This window comes from Fontivita pretiosa (assembly GCF_050410795.1).
In the GTDB taxonomy this organism is placed as follows: Bacteria; Planctomycetota; Phycisphaerae; order Tepidisphaerales; family Tepidisphaeraceae; genus Fontivita; species Fontivita pretiosa.
In genome coordinates this window covers 4702855-4724975 of the sequence record NZ_CP191258.1, presented here as the reverse complement: position 1 = coordinate 4724975, position 22121 = coordinate 4702855, and the positions used below count along the sequence as shown (strand labels likewise).

General features: G+C 63.2%; 14 protein-coding genes. 6 read left to right on the top strand and 8 right to left on the bottom strand.

Features of this window, described 5'->3' with window-relative positions; all coding sequences use genetic code 11:
- Positions 1-45 precede the first annotated feature (45 nt).
- Positions 46-1662, top strand: a complete 1617-nt coding sequence (locus tag ACQS5P_RS19095; protein WP_428938210.1) for a hypothetical protein — start codon at positions 46-48, stop codon at positions 1660-1662.
- 44 nt (positions 1663-1706) lie between these two features.
- On the opposite strand, the gene ACQS5P_RS19090 is transcribed toward ACQS5P_RS19095, so the two are convergent.
- Positions 1707-3437 (bottom strand): response regulator, encoded by a 1731-nt coding sequence (locus tag ACQS5P_RS19090; RefSeq protein ID WP_428938209.1) that lies wholly within the window; start codon positions 3435-3437, stop codon positions 1707-1709.
- A gap of 143 nt (positions 3438-3580) precedes the next feature.
- Here ACQS5P_RS19090 and ACQS5P_RS19085 point away from each other — a divergent pair, with 143 nt between their 5' ends.
- On the top strand, positions 3581-4519 hold the full coding sequence (locus ACQS5P_RS19085; protein WP_428938208.1) for a complex I NDUFA9 subunit family protein: 939 nt from the start codon (positions 3581-3583) through the stop codon (positions 4517-4519).
- A gap of 73 nt (positions 4520-4592) precedes the next feature.
- A complete protein-coding gene (locus ACQS5P_RS19080) occupies positions 4593-5798 on the top strand; it encodes a hypothetical protein (protein ID WP_428938207.1) in 1206 nt (401 codons plus the stop codon).
- A gap of 43 nt (positions 5799-5841) precedes the next feature.
- Here ACQS5P_RS19080 and ACQS5P_RS19075 read toward each other — a convergent pair whose 3' ends face one another.
- Entirely contained in the window at positions 5842-6792 is a 951-nt protein-coding gene (locus ACQS5P_RS19075) for an aldehyde dehydrogenase family protein (protein ID WP_428938206.1), read from the bottom strand.
- Positions 6793-6805: 13 nt separating this feature from the next.
- On the bottom strand, positions 6806-8302 hold the full coding sequence (locus ACQS5P_RS19070) for an aldehyde dehydrogenase family protein (RefSeq protein ID WP_428938205.1): 1497 nt from the start codon (positions 8300-8302) through the stop codon (positions 6806-6808).
- Positions 8303-8816: 514 nt separating this feature from the next.
- On the opposite strand from ACQS5P_RS19070, the gene ACQS5P_RS19065 reads away from it, so the two are divergent.
- The 3 genes from ACQS5P_RS19065 (at position 8817) to ACQS5P_RS19055 (ending at position 12320) form a co-directional block, all read left to right on the top strand.
- Positions 8817-10298: a hypothetical protein gene (locus ACQS5P_RS19065; RefSeq protein WP_428938204.1), complete on the top strand. Its 1482-nt coding sequence runs from the start codon at positions 8817-8819 to the stop codon at positions 10296-10298.
- Positions 10299-10322: 24 nt separating this feature from the next.
- Complete coding sequence (locus ACQS5P_RS19060; RefSeq protein WP_428938203.1) at positions 10323-11429, top strand: DegT/DnrJ/EryC1/StrS family aminotransferase; 1107 nt, start codon at positions 10323-10325, stop codon at positions 11427-11429.
- Between the two features lie 87 nt (positions 11430-11516).
- Positions 11517-12320: a sensor histidine kinase gene (locus ACQS5P_RS19055; RefSeq protein WP_428938202.1), complete on the top strand. Its 804-nt coding sequence runs from the start codon at positions 11517-11519 to the stop codon at positions 12318-12320.
- On the opposite strand, the gene ACQS5P_RS19050 is transcribed toward ACQS5P_RS19055, so the two are convergent.
- The 5 genes from ACQS5P_RS19050 to ACQS5P_RS19030 form a co-directional block, all read right to left on the bottom strand.
- Positions 12317-13252, bottom strand: a complete 936-nt coding sequence (locus ACQS5P_RS19050; RefSeq protein WP_428938201.1) for a dihydrodipicolinate synthase family protein — start codon at positions 13250-13252, stop codon at positions 12317-12319. The two genes, ACQS5P_RS19055 and ACQS5P_RS19050, sit on opposite strands and share 4 nt — an antisense overlap.
- A 162-nt stretch (positions 13253-13414) precedes the next feature.
- Positions 13415-17128, bottom strand: a complete 3714-nt coding sequence (locus ACQS5P_RS19045) for a PEP-CTERM sorting domain-containing protein (RefSeq protein WP_428938200.1) — start codon at positions 17126-17128, stop codon at positions 13415-13417.
- Between the two features lie 172 nt (positions 17129-17300).
- The gene (locus tag ACQS5P_RS19040) at positions 17301-19835 is read right to left on the bottom strand and encodes a hypothetical protein (RefSeq protein ID WP_428938199.1); all 2535 of its coding nucleotides are present in this window, start codon (positions 19833-19835) and stop codon (positions 17301-17303) included.
- Between the two features lie 557 nt (positions 19836-20392).
- The gene (locus tag ACQS5P_RS19035) at positions 20393-21178 is read right to left on the bottom strand and encodes an SDR family NAD(P)-dependent oxidoreductase (RefSeq protein WP_428938198.1); all 786 of its coding nucleotides are present in this window, start codon (positions 21176-21178) and stop codon (positions 20393-20395) included.
- A 41-nt stretch (positions 21179-21219) separates the two neighbouring features.
- Positions 21220-22083: an SMP-30/gluconolactonase/LRE family protein gene (locus tag ACQS5P_RS19030; protein ID WP_428938197.1), complete on the bottom strand. Its 864-nt coding sequence runs from the start codon at positions 22081-22083 to the stop codon at positions 21220-21222.
- Positions 22084-22121: the final 38 nt, after the last annotated feature.

Sequence of the window (22121 nt, the reverse complement as noted above, 5' to 3'; positions counted from 1 at the left end):
ATAAAGCATTGATTTCATAGATTGCCCGTGGCAGGATGTACCGCCATGAACACCACCCGCATTCTCACGTCACTGGCGGCGATGCTGGGCGCGATCGGCCTGCACGCCGCGGCCCTGGCGATCGATCACACCCGCAGCGTCGGCGAGCCGTATGCCCTGGCCGGCAAACGCATGGTCTTCACCAACTGGTACTTCATTCGCCCGGGGCAGCTCGACTGGAAGGATGCTTCCGGCAAGAGCGTCTACGCCTCCGGCGAGTTCGAAGCCGGACCCGACGACGCCCACTTCGACATCTATCTGGCCCCGCGCGGCATCCGCATCGTCGCCGAGCCCGCGCAGCGCGGCCAGCCGATCATCCGCCGCGAGATGCCCTGGGAAAAAATGGGCATCAGCGGCAATACCCTTATTTACGAAAACGGCAAGTACCGCCTGTGGGCCGGTGCTCAGGAAGCTCGCGGCAAGAGCTTCGGCTGCTATTTCGAATCCACCGACGGCAAAACCTGGACCCGCCCCAGCCTCGGGCTGGTCGAGTACAACGGCAGCAGGGACAACAATCTTTACAACGCGCCTGGCGGCTACATCTTCGTCGATCCGCATGCGCCGCCGGCGGAGCGCTACAAGTCGATCTGGGCCGCCAGAACCGACCCCAAAATCATTCAGGAGTACCGCAAGCGACGTCCGATCTCCGTATTCGCCGAAGAAGAAGACCCCGGGCGATTCCACTCGATCCGGGCCGCGGTTTCCCCGGATGGGTTCAACTGGACGGAGCTGACCGAGCCGATCAGCGTCGAGGTCAGCGATACGCAGATCATCGCCTACTTCGATGAACAGTTGAACAAGTACATCATGTTCACGCGGGCACAACTGCTGGGGCCGCGGGCGCCCGGGGCGCAGCGACCGGAGGGGCGAATGCACGACTTCATCGCCCGCCGCGCCATCGGCCGCAGCGAAACCGACAACTTCCGCGAATTTCCCCTCTCGGAGCTGATCATCCAGCCCGGCGCCGACATTCCCCCCACCGACACCTTCTACACCAACTGCAAGACCACCATCCCCGGCGCGCCGGATCATCACCTGCTGTTTCCGGCGATCTACCACCAGGCCGACGACACCACCAGCATCGAGGTATGGTCCAGCGACAATACGAAGAACTGGACGCGGATTCCCGGCTCGCCGGTGCTGAAGACCAACACGCCCGGACAATGGGACGGCGGATGCATCTTCGCGCATCCGACCCTGGTGGAGCTGCCCGACCGAAGCTGGGCGCTGCCTTACACGGGCTACGTGTATCCACACAAGTATCCGCGCGGCGCCTGGGGCTACGATGTCGGTTTGGCGATCTGGCCGAAGGGAAGGCTTGTCGCGCTCGAAGCGCCTGAGCAGGGTGAGTTCACGACGGTCGCGTTCGTAGCGCCAGGCAAACGGCTGCTGATCAACGCGGTCACCCAGCGCGCTGGCAGCATCCTGGTCGAGGCCTGCGATGTGCACGCCAACCCCCTGCCGGGGCGAAGCTTCGCCCAGGCCAAACCGATCGTTGGCGATCAGTTCCGCACGCCCGTGACCTGGCAGGGCGCCGACGATCTGGGCATTGCCGACCGCCAGCCGATCGTCCTGCGATTCAAGCTGGACAAGGCCAAAATCTACGGACTGGAATTCGAATGATTCGGAGCGAGACGGCGGCGTGACTTGCGCGGGGGGGGGGCGAGCTAGCTCTTGGCGGGAACCGCCTGCAATGCCTTGCGTACTTCGCTGAGCAGTTGGTCTACCTTGAACGGCTTGAACAGCACCGCCTGCAAGCCTTCCTGGCTGGCGCGGACGATGCAGTGATTCGGGTCGTACCCGAACCCGGTCATCAGGATCACCGGCAGGGATGGAGAGATGCGTCGGGCGGCGGCGAAGACATCGTAGCCGGTCTTGTCCGGCATCTTGATGTCGCTGATGACCAGATCGAAGCTCTGCTGAGACATCGAGTCGATCGCTTCGGCCCCGGTGCATACCGCCGTCACCGAAACGTGATACTTGCGCAGGATGTCGCTGATCGTATTGCGGATGTTGGGTTCGTCGTCGGCCACCAGGACACAGGCGCCACTGAGCAGCGGATCCTGCTCGCCCTTGACCTCGCCAGCCCCCAGGATCGTGTTCGGTCCCTCTGCCGCCTGACGCAACGCCTTCTGAATCGCCTGGACGTTGTTCACGATCGCCTGGAGCCTGGTTCGCAGATCCTCGTGCCCGATGTACTCGTCCATGAGGCTGGTGGCGTCCAGCGCGATGTCGTTGAGGGGGCCGGCGACTTCGGCATTGACATCGTCGGCGATCTTATGCGCCGTGCCCACCCGTTCGACCACCATCAGATCCAGGATGTTCAGCGCGATCGCGACGTAGCGTCCGAAGATCTCGGCGAACTGGCGGTCGTCCTCGGTGAATGCCGCCCGCTGACGCGACTCGATGTTGAACACCCCGATCACCTTGTCGTGCAATCGCAGGGGCACGGTCAGCGAGCTCTTGGCCCCCTCGACACCGAACACGTAGCGTGGATCGCGCTCGATGTCCGGGCAGATGTAGCTGCGACCCGTCGCCGCCACATAACCGCTGATGCCATTTCCCTCCGGCTCGGCGAACAGCTCGATGTTTACCGCTTCCGGCGGCAGGCCGGCGCTGATCACCACTTCCAGCTTGTTGGTTCGGCGATCCAGCAGCCGAATCGCGAAATGATCGAAGTGCATCAGCTCTTTGGTATAGCTGACGATCTTCTCTTCCAGCAGCTTCAGTCGCTCGGCGACGTTCAGCTTGCTCATCGCGTCGGCCTCGAGGCGCACCAGCTCGCGCCCGGCCTTGTCGATCGCGTCGATCTTCTGCTGCATGCGGCGAGAACCGGTCGCATCCCACACGACGGCCACCACCTGCACGACCTGTCCGCTGGGCGAGATCACCGGCGAGGCGATCATCTCCAGAAACTGCTGGTCTTCGATGTTCAGTGCGTAACGTTTGGAGCGGCTGAAATAGCCGGAGGATTCGGAGGTGAGCGGAGAGACCTGCTTGCTGAAAAGCTCGAAGGCTTCCTGACAGGTCCGGCGGATCTTCTCGTGCACGCGCGGCGGCCAGGCCTGCATCTTCTTGTTCATCCAGTTACATCGCCCCTCGCCATCGACGATGCAAACGCCCTCCCCGATCGTGTTCAGGATCAGACTCGCCTGCTGCGAGACCAGCGCGCGCTCCAGCGGCAGGAAATCGGCCGAGTCGGAGAAGACGGCGTCGAAGTGATCGTTTCGCAGCGCCTCGATCGCCTGATCGATCGAGCCGATTTCGACTACGTCGCAGTGCTCTCGGATGGACTGGATGACGGGTGCCCGTCCCGACATCTGCCCGCTGAGGACCAGTACTTTGGGTCGCGTCTCGTGCAAGCCCTTGACGCTCCTGTGAAACTTTGAACGAAACATTCTAGAGAATTAACCGGTTCAACGTCAAGAAAATCTCCCCCAACCGTTCCAGTGCACGGTTGCAGCAGTTTGCCTGGACAGCCCCCTTGCCTTACGTTGCCAGCCTGCGCACAGCCGCAACGTTACGGAAGGAGGCCCACTGCATGCCCGGCCCGGTCTTTGTCACGGGGGCCAGCGGATTCGTCGGAACCGCGGTCGTCCAGGAACTGCTGGCTCGCAATTATCCGGTCAAGGCGCTGATTCACCGCCGCCCGCTTCAGCTCTCCCACCCGCTGGTCAGCTCCGTCAACGCTTCCCTGTTTGACGCGCAGGCGATCGCCGACGCCATCGGCGAGTGTCAGGCCGTGATCCACCTGGTCGGGATCATCAGGCAACAGCCTTCGCGCGGCATCACGTTCCATCGCATGCACGTGGAGGCGACGATGAGCGTGGTGGATGCAGCCCGGCGCGCCGGCGTCAATCGCTACATCCACATGTCCGCCCTGGGCACGCGCCCCGACGCCGTCAGTGAGTATCACAAGACCAAATTCCTGGCCGAGGAATATGTCCGCGCATCCGGGCTGCAATGGACGATCATCCGCCCGTCGCTGATCCACGGCCCGCAGGGCGAGTTCATGCGCCTGGAGGCGCGATGGGTCCGCGGCACGGCGCCACCGTTCCTGTTCATGCCTTACTTCAGCGACACTCTGCTGCCGACGTTTGGCAGCGGACGCGCCGGATTGCTTCAGCCTGTGTACGTCGGCGACGTTGCACGCGCGTTCGTCGATTGCCTGCAAAATCCCAAAACCATCGGGGAAGTCTATCCGCTTGGCGGGCCGGATCAGCTCACCTGGCCACAGCTTCATCACATCAGCGCGCAGGTGTTGCGAGGGCGCCGGCGGCTGGTGGTTTCCATCCCGGCCTGGTACGCCCGACTGCTGTGCTCGATCCTGCCAGCATGGATGCTGCCTTTCAATCGCGATCAGGTCATCATGAGCCAGGAGGACAACACCTGCGACCTGACCAAGTTCATCGACGACTTCGGCTGGCAGCCGCGCAGCTTCGAGCAGACGCTCAGGGAGTATGCCCCGCAGTTGACCTGAGCGGGCACTGATTCGCCGTTGCCGCGGAATTGCTGCTTGGGTTCGATGGCACGGAGCGGATAGGATTCGGAGCATGAACGTGTGCGTGATCCTGACGATGCTGATGCTGTTTCCGCCGCTGGCTTTGGCGCAGGCGACGACGCGAACGGCTGAGGGCCTGTCGGCCAAAGCGGCCCAGGAGCAGCGGCTGGAAGAGCTTGGCAGACTTCAGCAGCAATTCGCCGCCATGCGCATCGTCAGAGTCGATTCGATTCAGCAGCTTGTGAGCTTCGGTGTCGAGCAGAAGTTCCTGGCGGCCCGAACGTCGCTTCGTCCCGGCCAAGGCGAGCAGGTCCGCGTGATCGCGCCGAATCTGCGAGGATTTGTGCGGCTGGCGCTGTTCGGGCCGGACGACGCACAGGCACCCGACGCGGCGGGAAGGAACTTCCAACTCTTCGTGCAGGACCTGAGCGATCCTCAGGCGGGGATCGTCTACACCAGCGTCTCCGCCGTCGCCGGGCGATTGATCGTCGCGCGCGACGCCGAGTCCGACAACTCGATGTCCTCCGTGCAGTTGATTCAGGACCCGCCGCCCGCGCCGGGCGCCGCCGCCGAGCAACCCCAGCCCGTGCGACTGCTGGTGCATTACTCGAACCTGGCCGGCGACCAGCGCGAGATCGACTTGAAACTGGAAGCCGATAGTTTCCTGGAGCTGCGGCGGCAGTATCCGCGCGAGGTGGATGTCTATCTTCGACCGATCATCCGCGATTTTGCTCAGGAGGCAGCCGTCTTCGCGGTCGATCCGAAGATCGCCTGGCAGGTGCTCGGTCAGGAATTCAAGCCCGACGACGAATTGCGCCGCAGGATCGATACGCTGCTGGCCCAGCTCGACGCCGATGACTTTCGCCAGCGGCAGAACGCCCTGGACCAGCTCAATCAGATCGGCACGCCCGCCGCGATGGTGCTGGCACGGCTTGATCGCACCAGGCTCTCCGAGCAGCAGGCCAGCATGGTCGAGACCTTCCTGGCCGAGTATGCGCCCGTGCCCGCCGATCAGGTCGCCAAGCTGCGGAACGATCTTTCTTTTCTGCTGGATGTGCTGTTTGTGGAGGATGAATCACTTCGGGCGCTGGCGGTGGAGCAGATCCGGCGGGTCACGGGTCAACCGATATCCCTGCAAGCCAAAGACAACCCCGAATCGCGGGCAATTGCCATAGCCAGACTGCGCGAGCAGCTCATCGGCTCGGCGACCCTGCTGCATCCGACCGCACCGGCGGCCACCTCGACGAGTTCGCGATGAGCATGGACTTCCGTCGCCGTGCGGGTACATCTTCGCCATGCGCTCACACGCCGATGGGATGCCACGTCGTCTTCACTTCCTGGGTGTCGAGGATGAAGTACGGCCCCTGGGCAGTGTGGCTCATCCAGTCGTCGCGGTCGTAGATGATTGCTCGTTTGACGTTCAGGGCCGCCCGGCTTCGCACCAGCGCGCGTTGCCCGGCATCGTCGCCACAGTACACGATGGCGTTGACATCCATGTGGCTGGCCATGTGCTCGAGCAGCTCCGATCGCCTGCCGGTCAGGATGTTGACCACGCCGCCGGGCAGATCGCTGGTGGCCAGCACCTCAGCGAAGGTAACGGCCACGTGCGGTTTGGCATGGGATGCCAGGGCAATGCAGGTGTTGCCCCCGACGATCGCGGGGGCGACGACGGAGCTCAGCCCGATCAGCCCGGTTGTTTCCGGCGCGGCGATCGCCACCACCCCCATCGGCTCGAGCATGCTGAAGTTGAAGTGCGAGCTGGAGACCGGGTTGACGCTGGAGAAGACCTGCTGGTACTTGTCGGCCCAGCCGGCGTAGTAGAGCCAGCGGTCGATGCTGGTCCGCACTTCGCTCATGGCCGCCGAAGCGGGCACGCCGAGTTGACCGAGCTCATCGATAAACTGCGTGGCGCGACCTTCGAGCATCTCGGCGATGCGGTAGAGAATCTGACCACGATTGTAGGCGCTGCGCGAGGCCCAGGAGCCTTGCGCGGCGCGGGCGGCGACGACCGCATCGCGAAAGTCCTTGCGCGAACAGTCGCAGATGTTGGCCACCGCCTGGCCGCGAGCGTTCCTGAGCACGTAGTAGCGCCCGGATTCCGTGCGCGGGAACTTTCCGCCGATGTACACCTTGTAGGTCTTGAGCACCGGCAGTCGCGTCTCGGTGGCCATCTCGTCGTGCACGATACGCCCGGCGCGCCGGTGCGTTCGCACGGCGCCGTCTACCTTGCCATTACGGTTGCTCTTGGCCATACGGGCACATCTCTCAGTTCAGATCCAGGTAAGCCAGCAGTCCATGCAGGCCGCCCTCGCGGCCCATGCCGCTTTCCTTGTATCCGCCGAACGGCGAAGCGGGGTCAAACTTGTTGTACGTATTGGCCCACACGACGCCCGCACGCATCTTCGTCGTGATCCTGAAGATCTTGGCGCCCTTGTCCGTCCACACCCCGCCGCTCAATCCGTAGGGGGTGTTGTTGGCCTTCTCGATCGCTTCCTCGGGCGTGCGGAAGGTCTGCACCGCCAGCACCGGGCCGAAGATCTCGTCCTGCACGATCCGATGGCTCTGCGCGCAGTGCAGGAACAGCGTCGGGCGGCACCAGTAGCCGCGATCAGGAAGCTGGCAGTCCGTAGACCACATCTCGGCGCCTTCGTCCTGCCCGATCTTCAGGTAAGACTGGATCTTCTCCAGTTGCATTTTCGAGTTGATGGCGCCGATGTCGGTGTTTTTGTCCAGCGGGTCGCCGACGATCAGCGTCTGCATCCGGTCCTTGAGCCTGCGGATCAGCGCGTCGTGGATCGACTCCTGTACCAGCAGCCGCGAGCCGGCGCAGCAGACGTGTCCCTGGTTGAAGAAGATGCCGTTGATGATGCCTTCGACGGCCTGATCGATCGCCGCGTCGTCGAAGATGATGTTCGCCGCCTTGCCACCCAGCTCCAGCGTGTAGCGCTTGTCGGACCCGGCCAGCGATTTCTGGATGATCTTGCCGACCTCGGTGGATCCGGTGAAGGCGATCTTGTCGATGCCGGGGTGGTTGACGATGGCCGCGCCCGTTTCGCCGGCACCGGTGACGATGTTCACCACGCCCGGAGGCAGCTCGGCGTCCTGGATGATTTCGGCGAGCTTAAGCGCGGTGAGCGGCGTGGTCTCGGCAGGCTTGAGCACGCACGTGCATCCGCACGCCAGCGCCGGCGCCAGCTTCCACGCCGCCATCAGCAGCGGGAAATTCCACGGGATGATCTGCCCCGCCACGCCCAGAGGCGCCGGCCTTTTGCCGGGGAAGGCGTACTCGAGCTTGTCGGCCCATCCCGCGTAGTAGAAGAAGTGCGCCGCTGCCAGCGGCACATCGACATCGCGCGACTCGCGGATCGGCTTGCCGCCGTCCATCGACTCGATCACCGCCAGTTCCCGCGCACGCTCCTGAATCATCCGCGCGATGCGGAAGATGTACTTGCCTCGCTCCCTGGGCGGCAGCTTCGACCAGACGTTGTGATAGGCCTTGCGCGCCGCCTTCACCGCACGATCCACATCCTCCGCGGTCGCTTCAGCGACATCGGCGATCTTCGTCTCCTTCGCGGGATTGATCGTCGGAAAATACTTGCCCTTTGCCGGTGCCACGAACCTGCCGTTGATAAACAGGTCATAGCGATCATTGAGCTTGACGTGCGACGTGCTTTCCGGTGCCGGCGCGTACTTCCAGTCCGTCGCGAAGTTCAGCTTCACGTTGCCCGCGTGCGATGCCGTCGTACCTGTCGAATGGGTCATGCTGTCGTCCTCAGCGAACTCGGAGGCGGCGCGCAGGTTTGCGCAGCGGCATATCTTACCAGCGTGCCTCCAGATTTCCCGCGCATCCCGCGATGGATCAAAATCAAAAAGCCGAGCGCCATGAGCGGAATGTCGCCGTACGACTTCTTCGCCCCACTCGTGATTCAACGATCGGCGGTGCGAACCAACGCCCGGCGTGAGTAAGACCACTGCTCTGCGTCGGCAGCCAAAACATCGGATTTCCACGCCCATGCGGAGCGGTTCCGCGACCGCAGCCGAAAGTAAGACGAGGGGTAGGAGGAAGAAAGGGGCGTGGGGATCCTGTGCGACAGATATATTGACTAATTTAGATTTGATGATATTCTCGGCATTTTACGATCGCTCCGGCTAATCCCGGACGAACCTTTCTGAGTTGCCATCCGCGTCGAAGTTTGCTGTTCGATCAACGGATTGGCTGACGGGGAGCACAACAAGTCTCAGGCTGCAATGGCCTGGTGCAGAGGAGGAGAAAACCATGAAAATGCGATTGCATCGTGCCGCCCTGTGCACAATTGGAGTTGGTCTGCTCGCGCTGCTCGCGGCGACCCAGACTTCCGGCCAGGCCCTTCAGATTTTCAATCCCAACTGGAACATCACGTTGACGGACGCGGGCTACTCCGACTGGCTTTACGACAACACGCCGGGCTACGAGGGACGCGAATACCTGTGCGGTGAATGGGCTGCGGCGGTGTCGTACAAGATCGGTGCCGGCCCGGGCGCCACGACGGTAAACCCCACCTGGCTCGAACCGCAATTCCTCTTTCCCGACTGGCAGACCAACTCCAATTTCACGACCGTGTCCCCCATCACCGCAACGCGGATCGGCCCTGACGGCATGCCAACCGCCGCCGCCTCCTCCATCGCCAATCCCGACCTGCGTATCGATCTGGCCTTCGAAATGATCGACACCGTCTTCGGGGTCAAGATGGGCACATCGCCGGCGTCGGCGGCCGCGGGCTCTTCAGTTGACAGCAATCGCTATGTCCTGAAGCAGACCTACACCGTGACCAACACCTCCAGCCAGAGCATCCAGGACCTGAACCTTTTCCAGTTCATGCACGGGCTGAACGCCGTCCAGAGCCTCTATGACAGCCGCTCGTATGCCGGTCCCTTTCAGGAATACCGCTTTGATACGACGCAGATCGCGATTGACACCACCTACACCGCAACCAGGGGCACAACGTTCCGCGACTACATCAACTTCGCCAGCAAGGTCGCGCCCGTGGCGTTCGACAATGGCCGGTACGGCATTGAGGGAGTGGACAACCACGCCACCGGCAAGCCCAGCGTCGGCATCCACTATTCTGTCGAGAGCGATTCTTTGGCAAACGTGGACTACTTCGCGCCCGCCCCGCCCTTCTGGGTTGCCGGCGCACAGAAATACGCGCTGGGCGCCCTGGCCAGCGGCGGGAGCGTTTCCTTCGATGTCCTGTTGAGCATCCGCACCGGCACCGTCGTGGGCAACACCGGCACGTGCAGCGGCAGCGCCAACGGAGGCTCTTCGCATCCCGGCGGCGTCGATTTCTCGTTCGAGAACGTCATCGAACCCGGCAGCTTCTTCGTAGAGTACTCCGTCGTCGATCACGAGGAGCTCATCGAGCGCGTGACCCAGGGCGAGTTCAGCATGCCCGACTTCGGCATTCCGGGGCCATTGCAGCTCTTCGAGCTTGAGTTTGACGGCGAGTTCGACGGCGACGTGACCCTCGTCGTCGGCTACGACGACACGCTGCTGCCGCCGGGCTTCGATCCGATGCTGCTGGATCTGTATCACTTTGCCGGCGGGGCATGGAGCCCGCTGGGCGGGACGGTCGATCCGCCAAACAGCACGATCACGGTGGTCACTGACCGGCTCTCTTACTTTGCGGTGGGAATAGTGCCCGAACCGGCCTGCGCTGCGGTGGCTGTCATGCTCGCGCTGCCGCTGCTGCTGGCTCGAAAGCGCCGAATTGTCTTTTGACTGACGGCGGGTACGCTCGGGGTCATGAACGTAAAACTCCTTGACCTTCAAGCCCAGTATCTGCCGCTGCGCGCCGAGATCCGCCGCGCCATCGACGAAGTCTGCGATTCCCAGCAGCTCATCCTCGGGCCGCATGTCGAGAAATTTGAAAAGGCCCTTGCCGAGTACTGTCACACGAAGCACGCGATTGGCGTGAGCAGCGGAACCGATGCGCTACTGTGTTCGCTGATGGCGATCGGGATCAAGCCGGGAGATGAGGTTATCTGCCCGAGCTTCACGTTTTTCGCCACCGCCGGTTCCATCGCCCGGCTGGGCGCCAAGCCCGTCTTCGTCGATATCGACCCGGGCACATTCAACATCGACCCGGACCTGATCGAGCAGCGAGTCACAAACAAGACCCGGGCAATCATGCCCGTGCATCTGTTCGGGCAGGTGGCCCGCATGGAGCCGATCAACGACATTGCGCGCAGGCACGGACTGGTTGTGATCGAGGACGCGGCGCAGGCCATCGGCGCCAAACGCCACGGCAAGCCCGCCTGCACCTGGGGCCTGGCAGGTTGTCTCAGTTTCTATCCAACCAAAAACCTTGGCGCCTTCGGCGATGCCGGGGCCATCTGCACCGACGACGACGACTTCGCCCAGACCTGTCGCAAGCTCCGTGTTCATGGCTCGGGACATACCTATTACCACGACCTGATCGGCGGGATGTTCCGGATGGCCGCCATCCAGGCCGCCGTGCTCAGCGTCAAGCTCAAGTACCTGGACCAGTGGCACGAGGCACGACGGCAAAACGCCGCGATCTACGATTCGATCTTCGCCGGCACAAGCGTGATTCGACCAGTGATCGAGCCGGGCAACTGGAGCATCTACAACCAGTATGTCGTCCGCGTGCCGCAGCGTGATCGCGTCAGGCAGATTCTGACCGAGAAGGGAATCGGCACCGCGATCTACTATCCGCTGCCTCTGCATCTGCAAGCCTGCTTCAGGGATCTGGGCTATCGCCAGGGGGATCTGCCCCATACCGAGCTCGCTTGTCAGCAGGTGCTGGCGTTGCCCATCTATCCGGAGCTGGAACCGGCACAGATCCACTATGTGGCCGAGCAGGTTCTGGCGGCAGTGTCATCGGTTTGACAATCTTCACTGTCCGATAATCGCCGCTGTCGCGCTGTCTGAATCCGAGTAATTTCTGATCCGGCCCGTCGCCGATAACAATCATGCGTGAGTACGAATCATCCGCCGACGGTCCCGATCGAACAATCCCTCAGCGCACAGATTGCGCAGATGCAGTCGCAGCTCGATACGCTGCGGTCACAACTCACCGAGAGCCAGCGGCTGGCGACGATCGGCACCATCGCCGCCGTCATCGCTCATGAGTTCAATAACCTGCTCACCCCCATTGTCAGTTATTCGCAGTACGCACTTCAGTCAGCCGAATCCGACAAACCCGATCTGGAGCTGATCAAAAAGGCGCTTTCCAAGGCGTTTCAGAGCGCCAGCAAGGCCGGAAAGATCTGCACGTCGATGCTGAACCTGGCGCGGGGACAGTCGGTGTTCGGGCAGGTGCAGGTCCAGCAGCTTGTGGACGAGGTGCTGCTGGTGCTGGCGCGCGATCCGCAAAAGGACGGCATCGCCCTGCGCGTGCAGATCCAGCCCGGACTGGTCGTTCATGGCGATCCGGTCCAGCTCGAGCAGGTGCTGCTGAATCTGCTGATCAACGCCCGTCAGGCAATGCTGGGCCGCGGAGGCTCGATCACCGTCAAGGCCGCCCGCGCCGCGGAGGACGACGAAGTCCGCATCCAGGTCATTGACACCGGACCGGGAATCCCCGAGAAGCTGCTGCCCAAGATCTTCCAGCCCTTCTTTACGACCAAGGGAACCGCCAAACCCGGAGAGGCACGCGGCACCGGACTGGGATTGGCCATCTGCAAGGAGATCGTCGAGCACCACAAGGGACGCATCAGCGTCAGCAGCGAGCCGGGCCGCGGAACCACGTTCACGATTCATCTGCCGGCTAAGCCCTAGCCGTCGGTCTTGCCCAGCCGATCGCGAATCTGCCGCAGAATCTGCACCGTCTCGCGCATCAGCGGCTCGGCCTCGGCGGGCAACGGCTGATACGGCAGGCGACAGCTTCCCGCATCCACCCCAAGCAACTTCAGACATCGCTTCACACTCTGCGTGCCGCCCCAGACCTGTAGTCGGCGGTGCACCTCGTTGGCCTGTCGCTGCATGTCCAGCGACTCGGCAACTTTGCCGGCGCGGTACAGTTGAGTGATGCGCACGAACAGATCGCCCATCAGGTTGAACGAGTTGCCGATCGCCCCGTCGGCCCCCATCGCCAGCCCACCAAGGTAGTACGCATCCCGCCCGCTCCAGACCATCAGCCGACCGTTGTCGATCTGCTTGAAACGATTGAGCACGAACGTGTCTTCGCTGGAATGCTTGATCCCGGCGAAATTGGGATAGTCGGCGGCCAGACGCGCCGCCATCGCTTCGTCCAGTGCCCGGCCACTGAGCATCGGAATGTTGTAGATCGTCAGTGGCAACTCGACCTCATCCAGAAACCGCCGATAGTACATCTCCACTTCGCGCGCCGAAGCGGGATAAAACAGCGGTGGCAGCGTGGAGACCGCGTCGGCCCGCACACGGGCCGCGTGACGCGCCAAATCCATCGCCACGGCGGATTCCATGTGGCTGATGTTCACAATCACCCCATACGCACTGCGGCCGGGACGCTGCGAATCCAGCTCCTGGAGCACCGCCTCCACAACCGCCTTGCGCTCCTCCGCCGACATCGACAAACCCTCGCCCGTCGTGCCACAAACGTAGAAGCAACGGATCCCCAGCGACAACTCATATCGCAGCACGTGCCCCAATCGCACAAAGTCCACTCGCCCGGCGTCGTCGAACGGGGTGATCAACGCCGCCATGATCTGGTTCATCTCGGTAATGCGCACGGTGTCAGCCTCTCCCGCAGTAGATTGTGCTGCTGAAGATAGCGATTGCCAGAACGAAGTGCATCTTCATGCAGAAAAGAAACGTCCGTGCCCGACCCGCAAGGGTCGCGGCACGGACGTTCACGCCGAGGAGGAATCAGTCAGTCCTCGTCTTCCGTGCAGTCATCTCTGGATACGCCGGACGCGACGTGGCCGGCCCAGCGACGACGCGCCCAACGCCAGCAGCGACAGTGACGCCGGCTCGGGAATCACGCCCGACTGAATCGCCCGCAACGCCGCCAGGTATTCGCCGCCAAACATCCGGGCATGCTCGGCAATGAGCGCTTCAGCAAGCGGACCGGCCTGATTCACGTAGGCATTGTCGATCAGGGCATAGTCCGTCGCGTCGATCGTGCCGGAGTAGTCGAAGTCTCCGTTCAGCCAGCCCGACAGGCTGTTGACATACCCGTTGTCGATCAGCGAGTAGTCGGTGGCGTCGATGCTCCCCGACAGATCCGCGTCGCCAAAGTAGGTGAACTTCACCAGCACATCGTCGGCCGCCACGTCCTGGCCGTTGAAGGTCGTGTAGATCGGCCCGCTGCCGCCGACCTGGGCCAGGTCGTTCAGGACCACACCAAGGCCGTACAGGAAGCTGCCGGCGGTCTGGTTCTGCTGGAAGGCGCGAGTCGAGCCGATGCCCGGCCCCTGCCAGTCGAAGTTCCCGCCGTTCTCCAGGGCGGTTTTGATCTGGGCGGTGACGGTGGCGAGGTTACCCTCCAGGATATTCACGCCCTCGCCGGTGACGTTCACCTTCGCCCCGGCGCCCAGGATTGGCGCCTTGTACATCGAACTGGCGCCGCTGCCCAGGTTCAACACGCCGCCGGCCTCGATCGTCACCTGTGCCTCGATGGGCATATTGCCGGTCTTGCTGACGGTTCGCCCGGCGCGGATGGTCATCGGGTCGGAAATGGTCAGCGTCGCGCCGCTGGCGACGCTGATGTCCGTGTTGCTCTCGAAGAACAACGGCAGGTTGATCTTGTGCGACCCGTTCATCACGCTGACCGAACCGGCACCTGTGGAGACCTGCACGCTGAGCGATCCCGTGCCCGCGATTACGTACCGATTGGCGTTGTCGAACTTCATCGTACCAACGACAACCGGGGAGTCGGTGAAGACCGTTCGCGACGTGGAAATCGCGCCCAGGAAGTTCGCCTTGGCGTCCACCCCGTTGGGGATTCCGCCCGCCCAGTTGCTGGATACGTTCCAGTCGCCGCTGCTATCGACCGTCCAGGTCGGCTCCACGGGCGTGATGACGCCGGTCGTGAGCGTCAGGTCGTCGATGTACAGCTCGGACGCGGCGCCGTCGGCGGAGACGGCAAACAGCCCGAAGCGGTTCAGCTCGCCCACGCCGTTGATCGTGCTGTCCAGCGTCATGGTCAGGAATGATCCGCTGATCATCAGCGTCAGAGCGCCGAACTCGCCGATCGACGGATCATACGCGATGCTGAACGGCACTGTGGTGCCAGTCGGCAAAATCGTCCCCATCTGGTTCCTCTGCCTGCTTCCGGCGCTGTCGTACACGGCCACATACGGCGTGCGTCCATCATCGAAGAACGCTCCGATGAAGTTGTGCGGGTCTCCGCCCGAGCCGTAGAAATCAGCGTTGTTGAACCAGCCCAGGTTGATCCCCGACCCGCCATCGGGCTGGCGGAGATGGATCACCCCCTTGGCCTCGAACGGCTCGGCGAGGTTGATGGGGTTGATCACCCGCCCGTAGAAGTTTTCCGGGCTGGAGGCGCGGCGGATAACGCCGCCGACCTCGCCGGCGCCGCTTGCCGTGCCTCCCGGCGGATTGACCGCCGTGCCGGTGAAGTCCGTGTTGGACCAGCCGTAGTTTTGCGGCGGTGTCCGGTTGTTCAGCGCGTCCCAGTTCGGATCAACCGTGAAGTCCTCGGTGATCACGGACTGAGCCGACGTCGAGCCGGCCAGCGCCAGCGCCCCCGCCGCCGCCAGAAGCTTGCTGGCCCGGCGCGGTCGTCGCTTCATCGCCCACGCCGCCGCACCTGCGAGAAGACCCAGCGACGCCGGCTCGGGAATCACGCCCGACTGAATCGCCCGCAGCGCCGCAAGGTACTCCCCGCCAAACATCCGGGTGTGCTCGGCAATGAGCGCCTCGGCCAACGGACCGGCCTGATTCACATACGCATTGTCGATCAGAGCAAAGTCCGTGGCGTCGATCGAACCGCTGTAATCGAAATCGCCATTGATCCAGCCGGAGAGGCTGTTGACGTAGCCGCTGTCGATCAGGCTGTAGTCGGTGGCATCAATCGAGCCACTCAGATCCGCATCGCCCAAGTAGGTGAACTTCACCAGCACATCGCCCGAAGCGACGCTCTGGCCGTTGAAGGTGGTATAGATCGGCCCGCTGCCGCCGACCTGAGCCAGATCGTTCAGCACGACGCCCAGGCCATACAGGAAGCTGCCGGCGGTCTGGTTCTGCTGGAAGGCGCGGGTGGAGCTGATGCCGGCGCCCTGCCAATCGTAGCTGCCGCCGTTCTCCAGCCCGCTCTTGATCTGCGCCGTCACGGTCGCGAGGTTGCCCTGGATCACGTTCACGCCCTCGCCCGTCACGTTCACTTTCGCTCCGCTGCCGAGTGTCGGGGCCTTGTAGAGCGCGCTGACGCCGCCGCCCAGATTCAGCACCCCGCCGGCCTCGATCGTCACCGGCGCCTCGATCAGTACGTTGCCGGTTTTGGTCACGGTCTTGCCGGCACGGACAGTCATGGGATCGGCGATGGTCAACGTCGCCCCGCCGGCCACGCTGACGTTGCTGTCGCTGGCGAAGAACAGCGGCAGGTTGATCTTGTGCGAGCCGCTGACCACATTGACCGAGCCGGTGCCGGTTGAAACCTGAATGTTCAGCGAACCCGAGCCGGTGATCAGGTAGGTGTTGGCGTTGTCGAACTTCATTTCCCCGACGGTCACCGCCGTGTCCGTGTAGACCGTGCGCGGGGCACTGATGGCGCCCAGGAAGTGCGCCTGCTTATCCACCCCATTGGGCGGCACAGTCCCCTGCCAGTTCGATCCATCATTCCAGTTGCCGCTCTGGTCCACGTTCCACACCGGCGTTTGCGGGGTCAGGTCGCCGACGGTGAATGTGATGTCGTCGAAGGCGATCACGCCTGCGGTATCACCCGTGGAACCGGGGAACAACCCGAAGCGGTTGAACACCGTCGGTGGCCCCCCGCCGCCGGTGAAATACCCCGATCCTGAATTGTGCACCACGGTGACACCGTTGACGACGAATGTCGTCTGGCCGTTGCCGTCGTAATCGATCGACCACTGGATCGTCTGCCCCTGGGGCAGTTGCTGCGGTCCGGTGTGCGTTCGATCGTTGTGGTCCGATCGGGCATTGTGCAGGTAGACCTGGAAGCTGTCGTCCAACTGGATGCCGATGAAGTTGCGCGGGTCCCCGCTGGCGGTCATGTGGCTGGCCTGGTTGTAGAAACCGAAGAACCAGTTTCCCGAGCCCGAGACCCACTGGTACACGCCGTCGGCGTGAAGGACATCGGTGGGGAACAGGTTCCCCGTGGGAAAGCCGTAGTCGGAGAAGTTCCCGCGCTGGATGCTGCCGGCCAGCTCACCGGCTCCGCTAACCTGTCCGCTGGGCGCGGTTGGCGAGGTGCCGGTGGTGTCGGTGTTGGACCACCCATAGTTGTTGTTCGCGCTGCTGCGGTTGCCGTTGCCCACCCAGCGCGTATCCGAATCGGTCGTGAAATCCTCGTAAAACAGCGATGTGCCAAACGCCGATCCCCCCAGTGCCACTCCCGTCGCCAGTGCGATCAGCCTGCTCGTGCGATGAACAGTACGTCGAAATGATGATCTCCCACGCGACATGATTCCTCCAAGGATGTAAACACCTGCGGTGAACGAGAACACACACCCCTGCCCGATGTAATGACCATGCTCCCGCGGCGTGTCCCGGCGACGGGCATTTCCGCCGGGACACGCCTTGCGCGGGAGCAACCTTTTCAAAATCAACTGCACTGGCCCGGCACAGCGCCGGGCGTCATGCTCGTCGCCGCGACCGCCGAAGCGACCACGCCGCGCCAAGCAGCAGACCCAGCGACGCCGGCTCGGGAATCACACCCGACTGAACCGCCCGAAGCGCCGCCAGGTACTCACCACCAAACATCCGGGCGTGCTCGGCAATCAGTGCCTCGGCCAAGGGACCGGCCTGATTCACATACGCATTGTCGATCAACGCATAGTCCGTCGCGTCGATGCTGCCGGAGTAGTCGAAGTCTCCATTGATCCAGCCACTGAGGCTGTTGACGTACCCGTTGTCGATCAGGCTGTAGTCGGTGGCGTCGATGCTGCCGGAAAGATCGGCATCGCCGAAGTACGTGAACTTCACCAGGATCTCGTTGCCGGTGAGTGTCTGCCCGGCGAAGGTCGTGTAGATTGGCCCGCTGCCACCGACCTGTGCCAAGTCATTCAGCACAACGCCCAGGCCGTACAGGAAGCTGCCGGCGGTGGTGTTCTGGACATTGGCCTGCGTCGAGCCGATGCCCGGACCAAGCCAGTCGAAGTTCCCGCCATTCTCCAGGGCCGACTTGATCGATGCGGTCACCGTCGCCAGCGAGCCGCTGTTGACGATCAGGCTGTTGTTGTTCAGGTCCAGTCTTGCGCCGCTGCCCACCGCCAGCGTGGCCACGCGGCTGGTGCCGGCGGGCGAGTTGGCGGCGAGGTTGTTGATCACCCGCATCGTGCCGGAGCCGACCGTCAGCCCCGCCCCGCGCACGTGCTGCACCGACAGCGTCTGGCCGGAAGCGACCGCCACGGTGGTGTTGTCAGCCAGTTGGATCGGGGCGGCGATGCTGTGGCTGCCGGACAGCACGTTGATCGCCCCGTTGCCGCTGGTGGCGTCGATGGTCAGCGTGCTGCTGCCGGAGATGGTGTAGCTGTTGGCGTTGTCGAAGTTGACGACGCCCACAGTCATCGGGGCATCCAGCGTGACGGTTCGCGGGGCGGTGATGACCGAGCCGAAGTTGGCCACGGCGCCCGGCGCGTTGGGCACGCCGCCGGTCCAGTTGGCGGCGTTGCTCCAGTTGCCGTTGGCGTTGACGTTCCAGTTGGAGCCGGCGACCGTGCCAACCGTGTACACCACATCGTCGATGAACACGGTGTAGTTCAACGATGAGACGCTGGAGCCATTGAAGCCGTTGGTCAGGCCGAACGCGTCAAGCGTGAGCGTTTCTCCCTCCGGCAGCGTCACCGATGCGGTGCCCAGCAGGGCGCTGCCGGCCTCATCGTCGTCGAAAATCCGGGAGGTGAGCGTCATCGTCGCCGGATCGAAGACGTAGTCGAACCTGAATCTGCCGTCGCCGATGGGGATCGTGATGGTGTCGGGGCTGTCGAGGCGCAGGGCGCTGCCGGTGTAGATGCGGCTGCGCATGCGGAAGCTGTCGTTGCCCGAGTCGATGATGTAGATCCCGGCGATGTTGTGTCCGCCCTGATCCGGCGCAGTGCTGTCGCCCAGCTTGATCCCGTCCACCTGGTCCTGGGCGAAGTGGGCGATGAACATTTCGGTGTCGGGATTGTTGGGGTTGCCGAAGAAGAACTCGCCGGCGGCGCCGAACGCGTTGGCCTGGGTAAGCTGCCCGATGGTGGTGTCAGCATAGGCGCGGCGGACGTCTTCGCGCGGGAACACGCCCCCGGCTTCTCCGGCGGGACTCAGCGGGCCGGTGTTGTTGGTGTTGCTGAAGCCATAGGAAGCGCCGCCGAGCTGCACCCAGTCGGCCGGGGCGGAATCGAACGTCTGGACCACTCGCTGACCGGGGACATAGGTGCTGTAGGACACGCGGTCGATGAAGACGGTCATCTGGGCCACCCCATCACCGCTGAATCCTCCGCTCAACCCGAACGCGTTGGCGCGGAAGATGGTGCTGTTGTTCATCGTGACGGTGCTTTGGGCCACAACGTTGTTGGTGCCCTGCTGGAGCAGCCTGGCGGTAAGGGTATTGCCGCTGAACGAGTAGTCGAAGTTATAAGCGCCGTTGGGGACGACCACGACGTTGCCGTCGTCCTGGTTGCCGCCGTCGCCGCGAATGCGGGCCATGAAGCGGAAGTTATTGGCGTCCAGCTCGCGGAGGATGAATCCGGCGTGGTGCAGCTCGTTGGTGCCGATCATCTCCGGCGGGGTTCTGAAGTGCCCGACCAGCACGTCGTTGTCGGCGTTCGGTGCCGAGACGAAGATTTCGCCGCTGGCGCTCCAGGATTGGGATTCGGTCAGGAAACCCAGGTGGGTGTCGGCGTAATAGCTGCGGCTGGAGGTGCGGAAGAAGATCCCGCCGGCTTCGCCGGGGCCGCTGATGCCGGCGGTGTTGTTGGTGTTGCTGAAGCCGTACTGTCCGCCGATGCCGGCGCCGCCCAGTGTGCCGTTGCCCATGCCGACCCACAGCAGTGGTGCGGCGTCGAAGTTTTCGGTGGCGGTGGCGGCGTGGGTCAGTCGAGGTGCCGCCAGCAGTGCCGCGGAGACGATCGATGCGACACGGGCAGCGCGACGGACGCGAGTCAGGCTGGAGCGATCAAATCGGGACATTTCGGACCTCCTCGAATGAATGGTTCTGCTGCGCGAGTGCGTGCGCGTGCATCGGACCGGAACACAACCGATGAAGAGACGGTTTTGTCAGAACGTGTAGGCGAGCACTCGGCACACGAGGCGCGGACGCGCTTCAGCCGCCGGTGGCGCAGATCCGCCGGACAGGGAACAGCGCCGGAATGATCAACAGAGCAAGCCGTCCGGATGAATCGGGCAACGGCTTCCTCCGCCTCCGCCGCGGTCATCTTTCGCCTCCACACTACACGTGACGTGTCTCACCCACCGGGTATAGTCGCACAAGTCGCGGCCAATATCAATTAAAAAATAATTCGATCGATAAAATCGCAGATTACCTTAATTACGCAGTTTTGCCGGATTTACAGTCGCATGGCCACGTTGACCGCGGACAGGCAACGGATGGACACGGACCGACTCCGCCTCATCTTGGACACTGCGGCGCAATGCAATAGTTCTCCGGCGAGAGCTAGCCGCGGCACGGACCCAAGCCCAGTTGATCATGGGTGGGCTTTTGCCGTTGGACACTTGATCGCGCCACGTCACATCAGCGCCGCAAGCAGCCCGCCATCGACGGTGTAGCATGCCCCGGTGCAGAACGAAGCGTCATCGCTGGCGAGGAACAGGACGAGGGCGGCGACCTCTTCCGGCCGCGCCACGCGCCCCAGCGGATGCAGCTTGCCCCAGCTCTCGATCGCCTTCCTGGGCTGTCCTTGTCCAAACAGCTCGGCGGCCCATTCGAGCATCGGGGTGTGGACGGATCCCGGGGCGATGCAGTTGCAGCGGATGTTGTCGGGCGCGTGATCCAGCGCCACGGTCTTGGTAAAGCTGACGATCGCGCCCTTGGATGCCGAGTACGCCGCCACCGTCCGCTGCGACGCGAACGCCTGCACCGACGCCGTGTTGACGATCGCCCCGCCGCCTCGCTTTTTCATCTCCGGAATGCAGTACTTGCAGGTGAGGTATGAGGCCTTGAGGTTGATCCGCATGACGCGGTCCCATTCCTCCTCGGGCATATCGACGACGGTGCCGTAGGCCTGGATGCCGGCGTTGTTGTGCAGGACGTCGACGCCGCCGAACTCGCTGACGGCGCGCTGCACCATTGCCTGGACGTCACTGCTGTTGCTCACGTCGCAGCGGGCGAACAGCGCCTGCCCGCCGGACTGCTTGATCTTTGCCGCGGTGGCGGCGCCGGCCTTCTCGTCCACGTCGGCGATGACGACGCTGGCGCCCTCACGCGCGAAGGCGATGGAGCTGGCCTGCCCGATCCCCAGACCGCCGCCCGTTACGATCGCCACCTTTGCTTTGAATCGCTGTGTCTGAGACATGGCCACATCCTTCCTATGTGGTGATAACGGCCAGAAACAGTTCAAATCCTGGGGTAATTGAGACGCTGCCCGGCGACAGTTACGTAAGTGCGCGCCAGATGCCAGCGGCCGAGGTTTGCCACCACCAGCATCTTTCGATCCGTGCCGCAGAAGGCGATGTTCGTCGGCGAAGACAGCAGCGTGTGCTCCGGGTCGTACGCCAGCACCGAAAGTTCGCCGCCGGGCGTGCGACGGTAGATGACGTCCGGCGTGTAGCAGGTGATGTAGAGATTGCCCTGAACATCAATGGCGGCGCCGTCGGGGATGGTGTCCGGCAACGTGACCACGGGCCGGGGCGGGCTTGCGGAGCCGTCGCTGTTGATCGTCAGTTCCACTACGCCGGGCATCAATGACAGCACAACGTAAAGCGTCCTTCCATCCGCCGACAGTGCAAGACCATTGGGGAACTGATTGGGCGCCGTCGAGATCACCTCGGTTTTCCTGCCGCCGGGACTGATTCGGTACACGCACCCGTCGTTCTGTTTCCAGTGCCCTGAGTCGGCAAGGTACAGATTCCCCTGGGCATCGAATACGGGATAATTCGGATTGACCATCGGCCGATCGGGACTTCCCGAGGAGTAGGTGCTGACCTGCCCGGAAGGCGTGATGCGCATGACGGCGCGCCTGACGATGTCGCAGGCGTAGACGTTGGAGTCGGCGTCCAGGCACAGCCCGAGGATGAACCCTCCCGTCGAGGCGATCTGCTGTGGCTTGCCGTCGGGGCTGATACGGTAGATCTGTCCCGCCTCGCCGCCGGCCCAGACCGTCCCGTCCGCGGCGCACGCCACCCCCTCGGGATGATCCAGACCCTGCGCCCACATCTCGAACTGCTCCATGCTGATCAACGGTTGCGACAATTGGGGCATATCGCGTTGCTCCTGTGAGTATCTGCTGGATGAAAAGG

Coding starts and splice junctions, on each gene's coding strand:
- ACQS5P_RS19075 (WP_428938206.1), bottom strand. CDS start 6,792: ATGGCCAAGAGCAACCGTAATGGCAAGGTAGACGGCGCCGTGCGAACG.
- ACQS5P_RS19045 (WP_428938200.1), bottom strand. CDS start 17,128: ATGTCGCGTGGGAGATCATCATTTCGACGTACTGTTCATCGCACGAGC.
- ACQS5P_RS19090 (WP_428938209.1), bottom strand. CDS start 3,437: ATGTTTCGTTCAAAGTTTCACAGGAGCGTCAAGGGCTTGCACGAGACG.
- ACQS5P_RS19035 (WP_428938198.1), bottom strand. CDS start 21,178: ATGTCTCAGACACAGCGATTCAAAGCAAAGGTGGCGATCGTAACGGGC.
- ACQS5P_RS19070 (WP_428938205.1), bottom strand. CDS start 8,302: ATGACCCATTCGACAGGTACGACGGCATCGCACGCGGGCAACGTGAAG.
- ACQS5P_RS19065 (WP_428938204.1), top strand. CDS start 8,817: ATGAAAATGCGATTGCATCGTGCCGCCCTGTGCACAATTGGAGTTGGT.
- ACQS5P_RS19085 (WP_428938208.1), top strand. CDS start 3,581: ATGCCCGGCCCGGTCTTTGTCACGGGGGCCAGCGGATTCGTCGGAACC.
- ACQS5P_RS19060 (WP_428938203.1), top strand. CDS start 10,323: ATGAACGTAAAACTCCTTGACCTTCAAGCCCAGTATCTGCCGCTGCGC.
- ACQS5P_RS19080 (WP_428938207.1), top strand. CDS start 4,593: ATGAACGTGTGCGTGATCCTGACGATGCTGATGCTGTTTCCGCCGCTG.
- ACQS5P_RS19040 (WP_428938199.1), bottom strand. CDS start 19,835: ATGTCCCGATTTGATCGCTCCAGCCTGACTCGCGTCCGTCGCGCTGCC.
- ACQS5P_RS19095 (WP_428938210.1), top strand. CDS start 46: ATGAACACCACCCGCATTCTCACGTCACTGGCGGCGATGCTGGGCGCG.
- ACQS5P_RS19030 (WP_428938197.1), bottom strand. CDS start 22,083: ATGCCCCAATTGTCGCAACCGTTGATCAGCATGGAGCAGTTCGAGATG.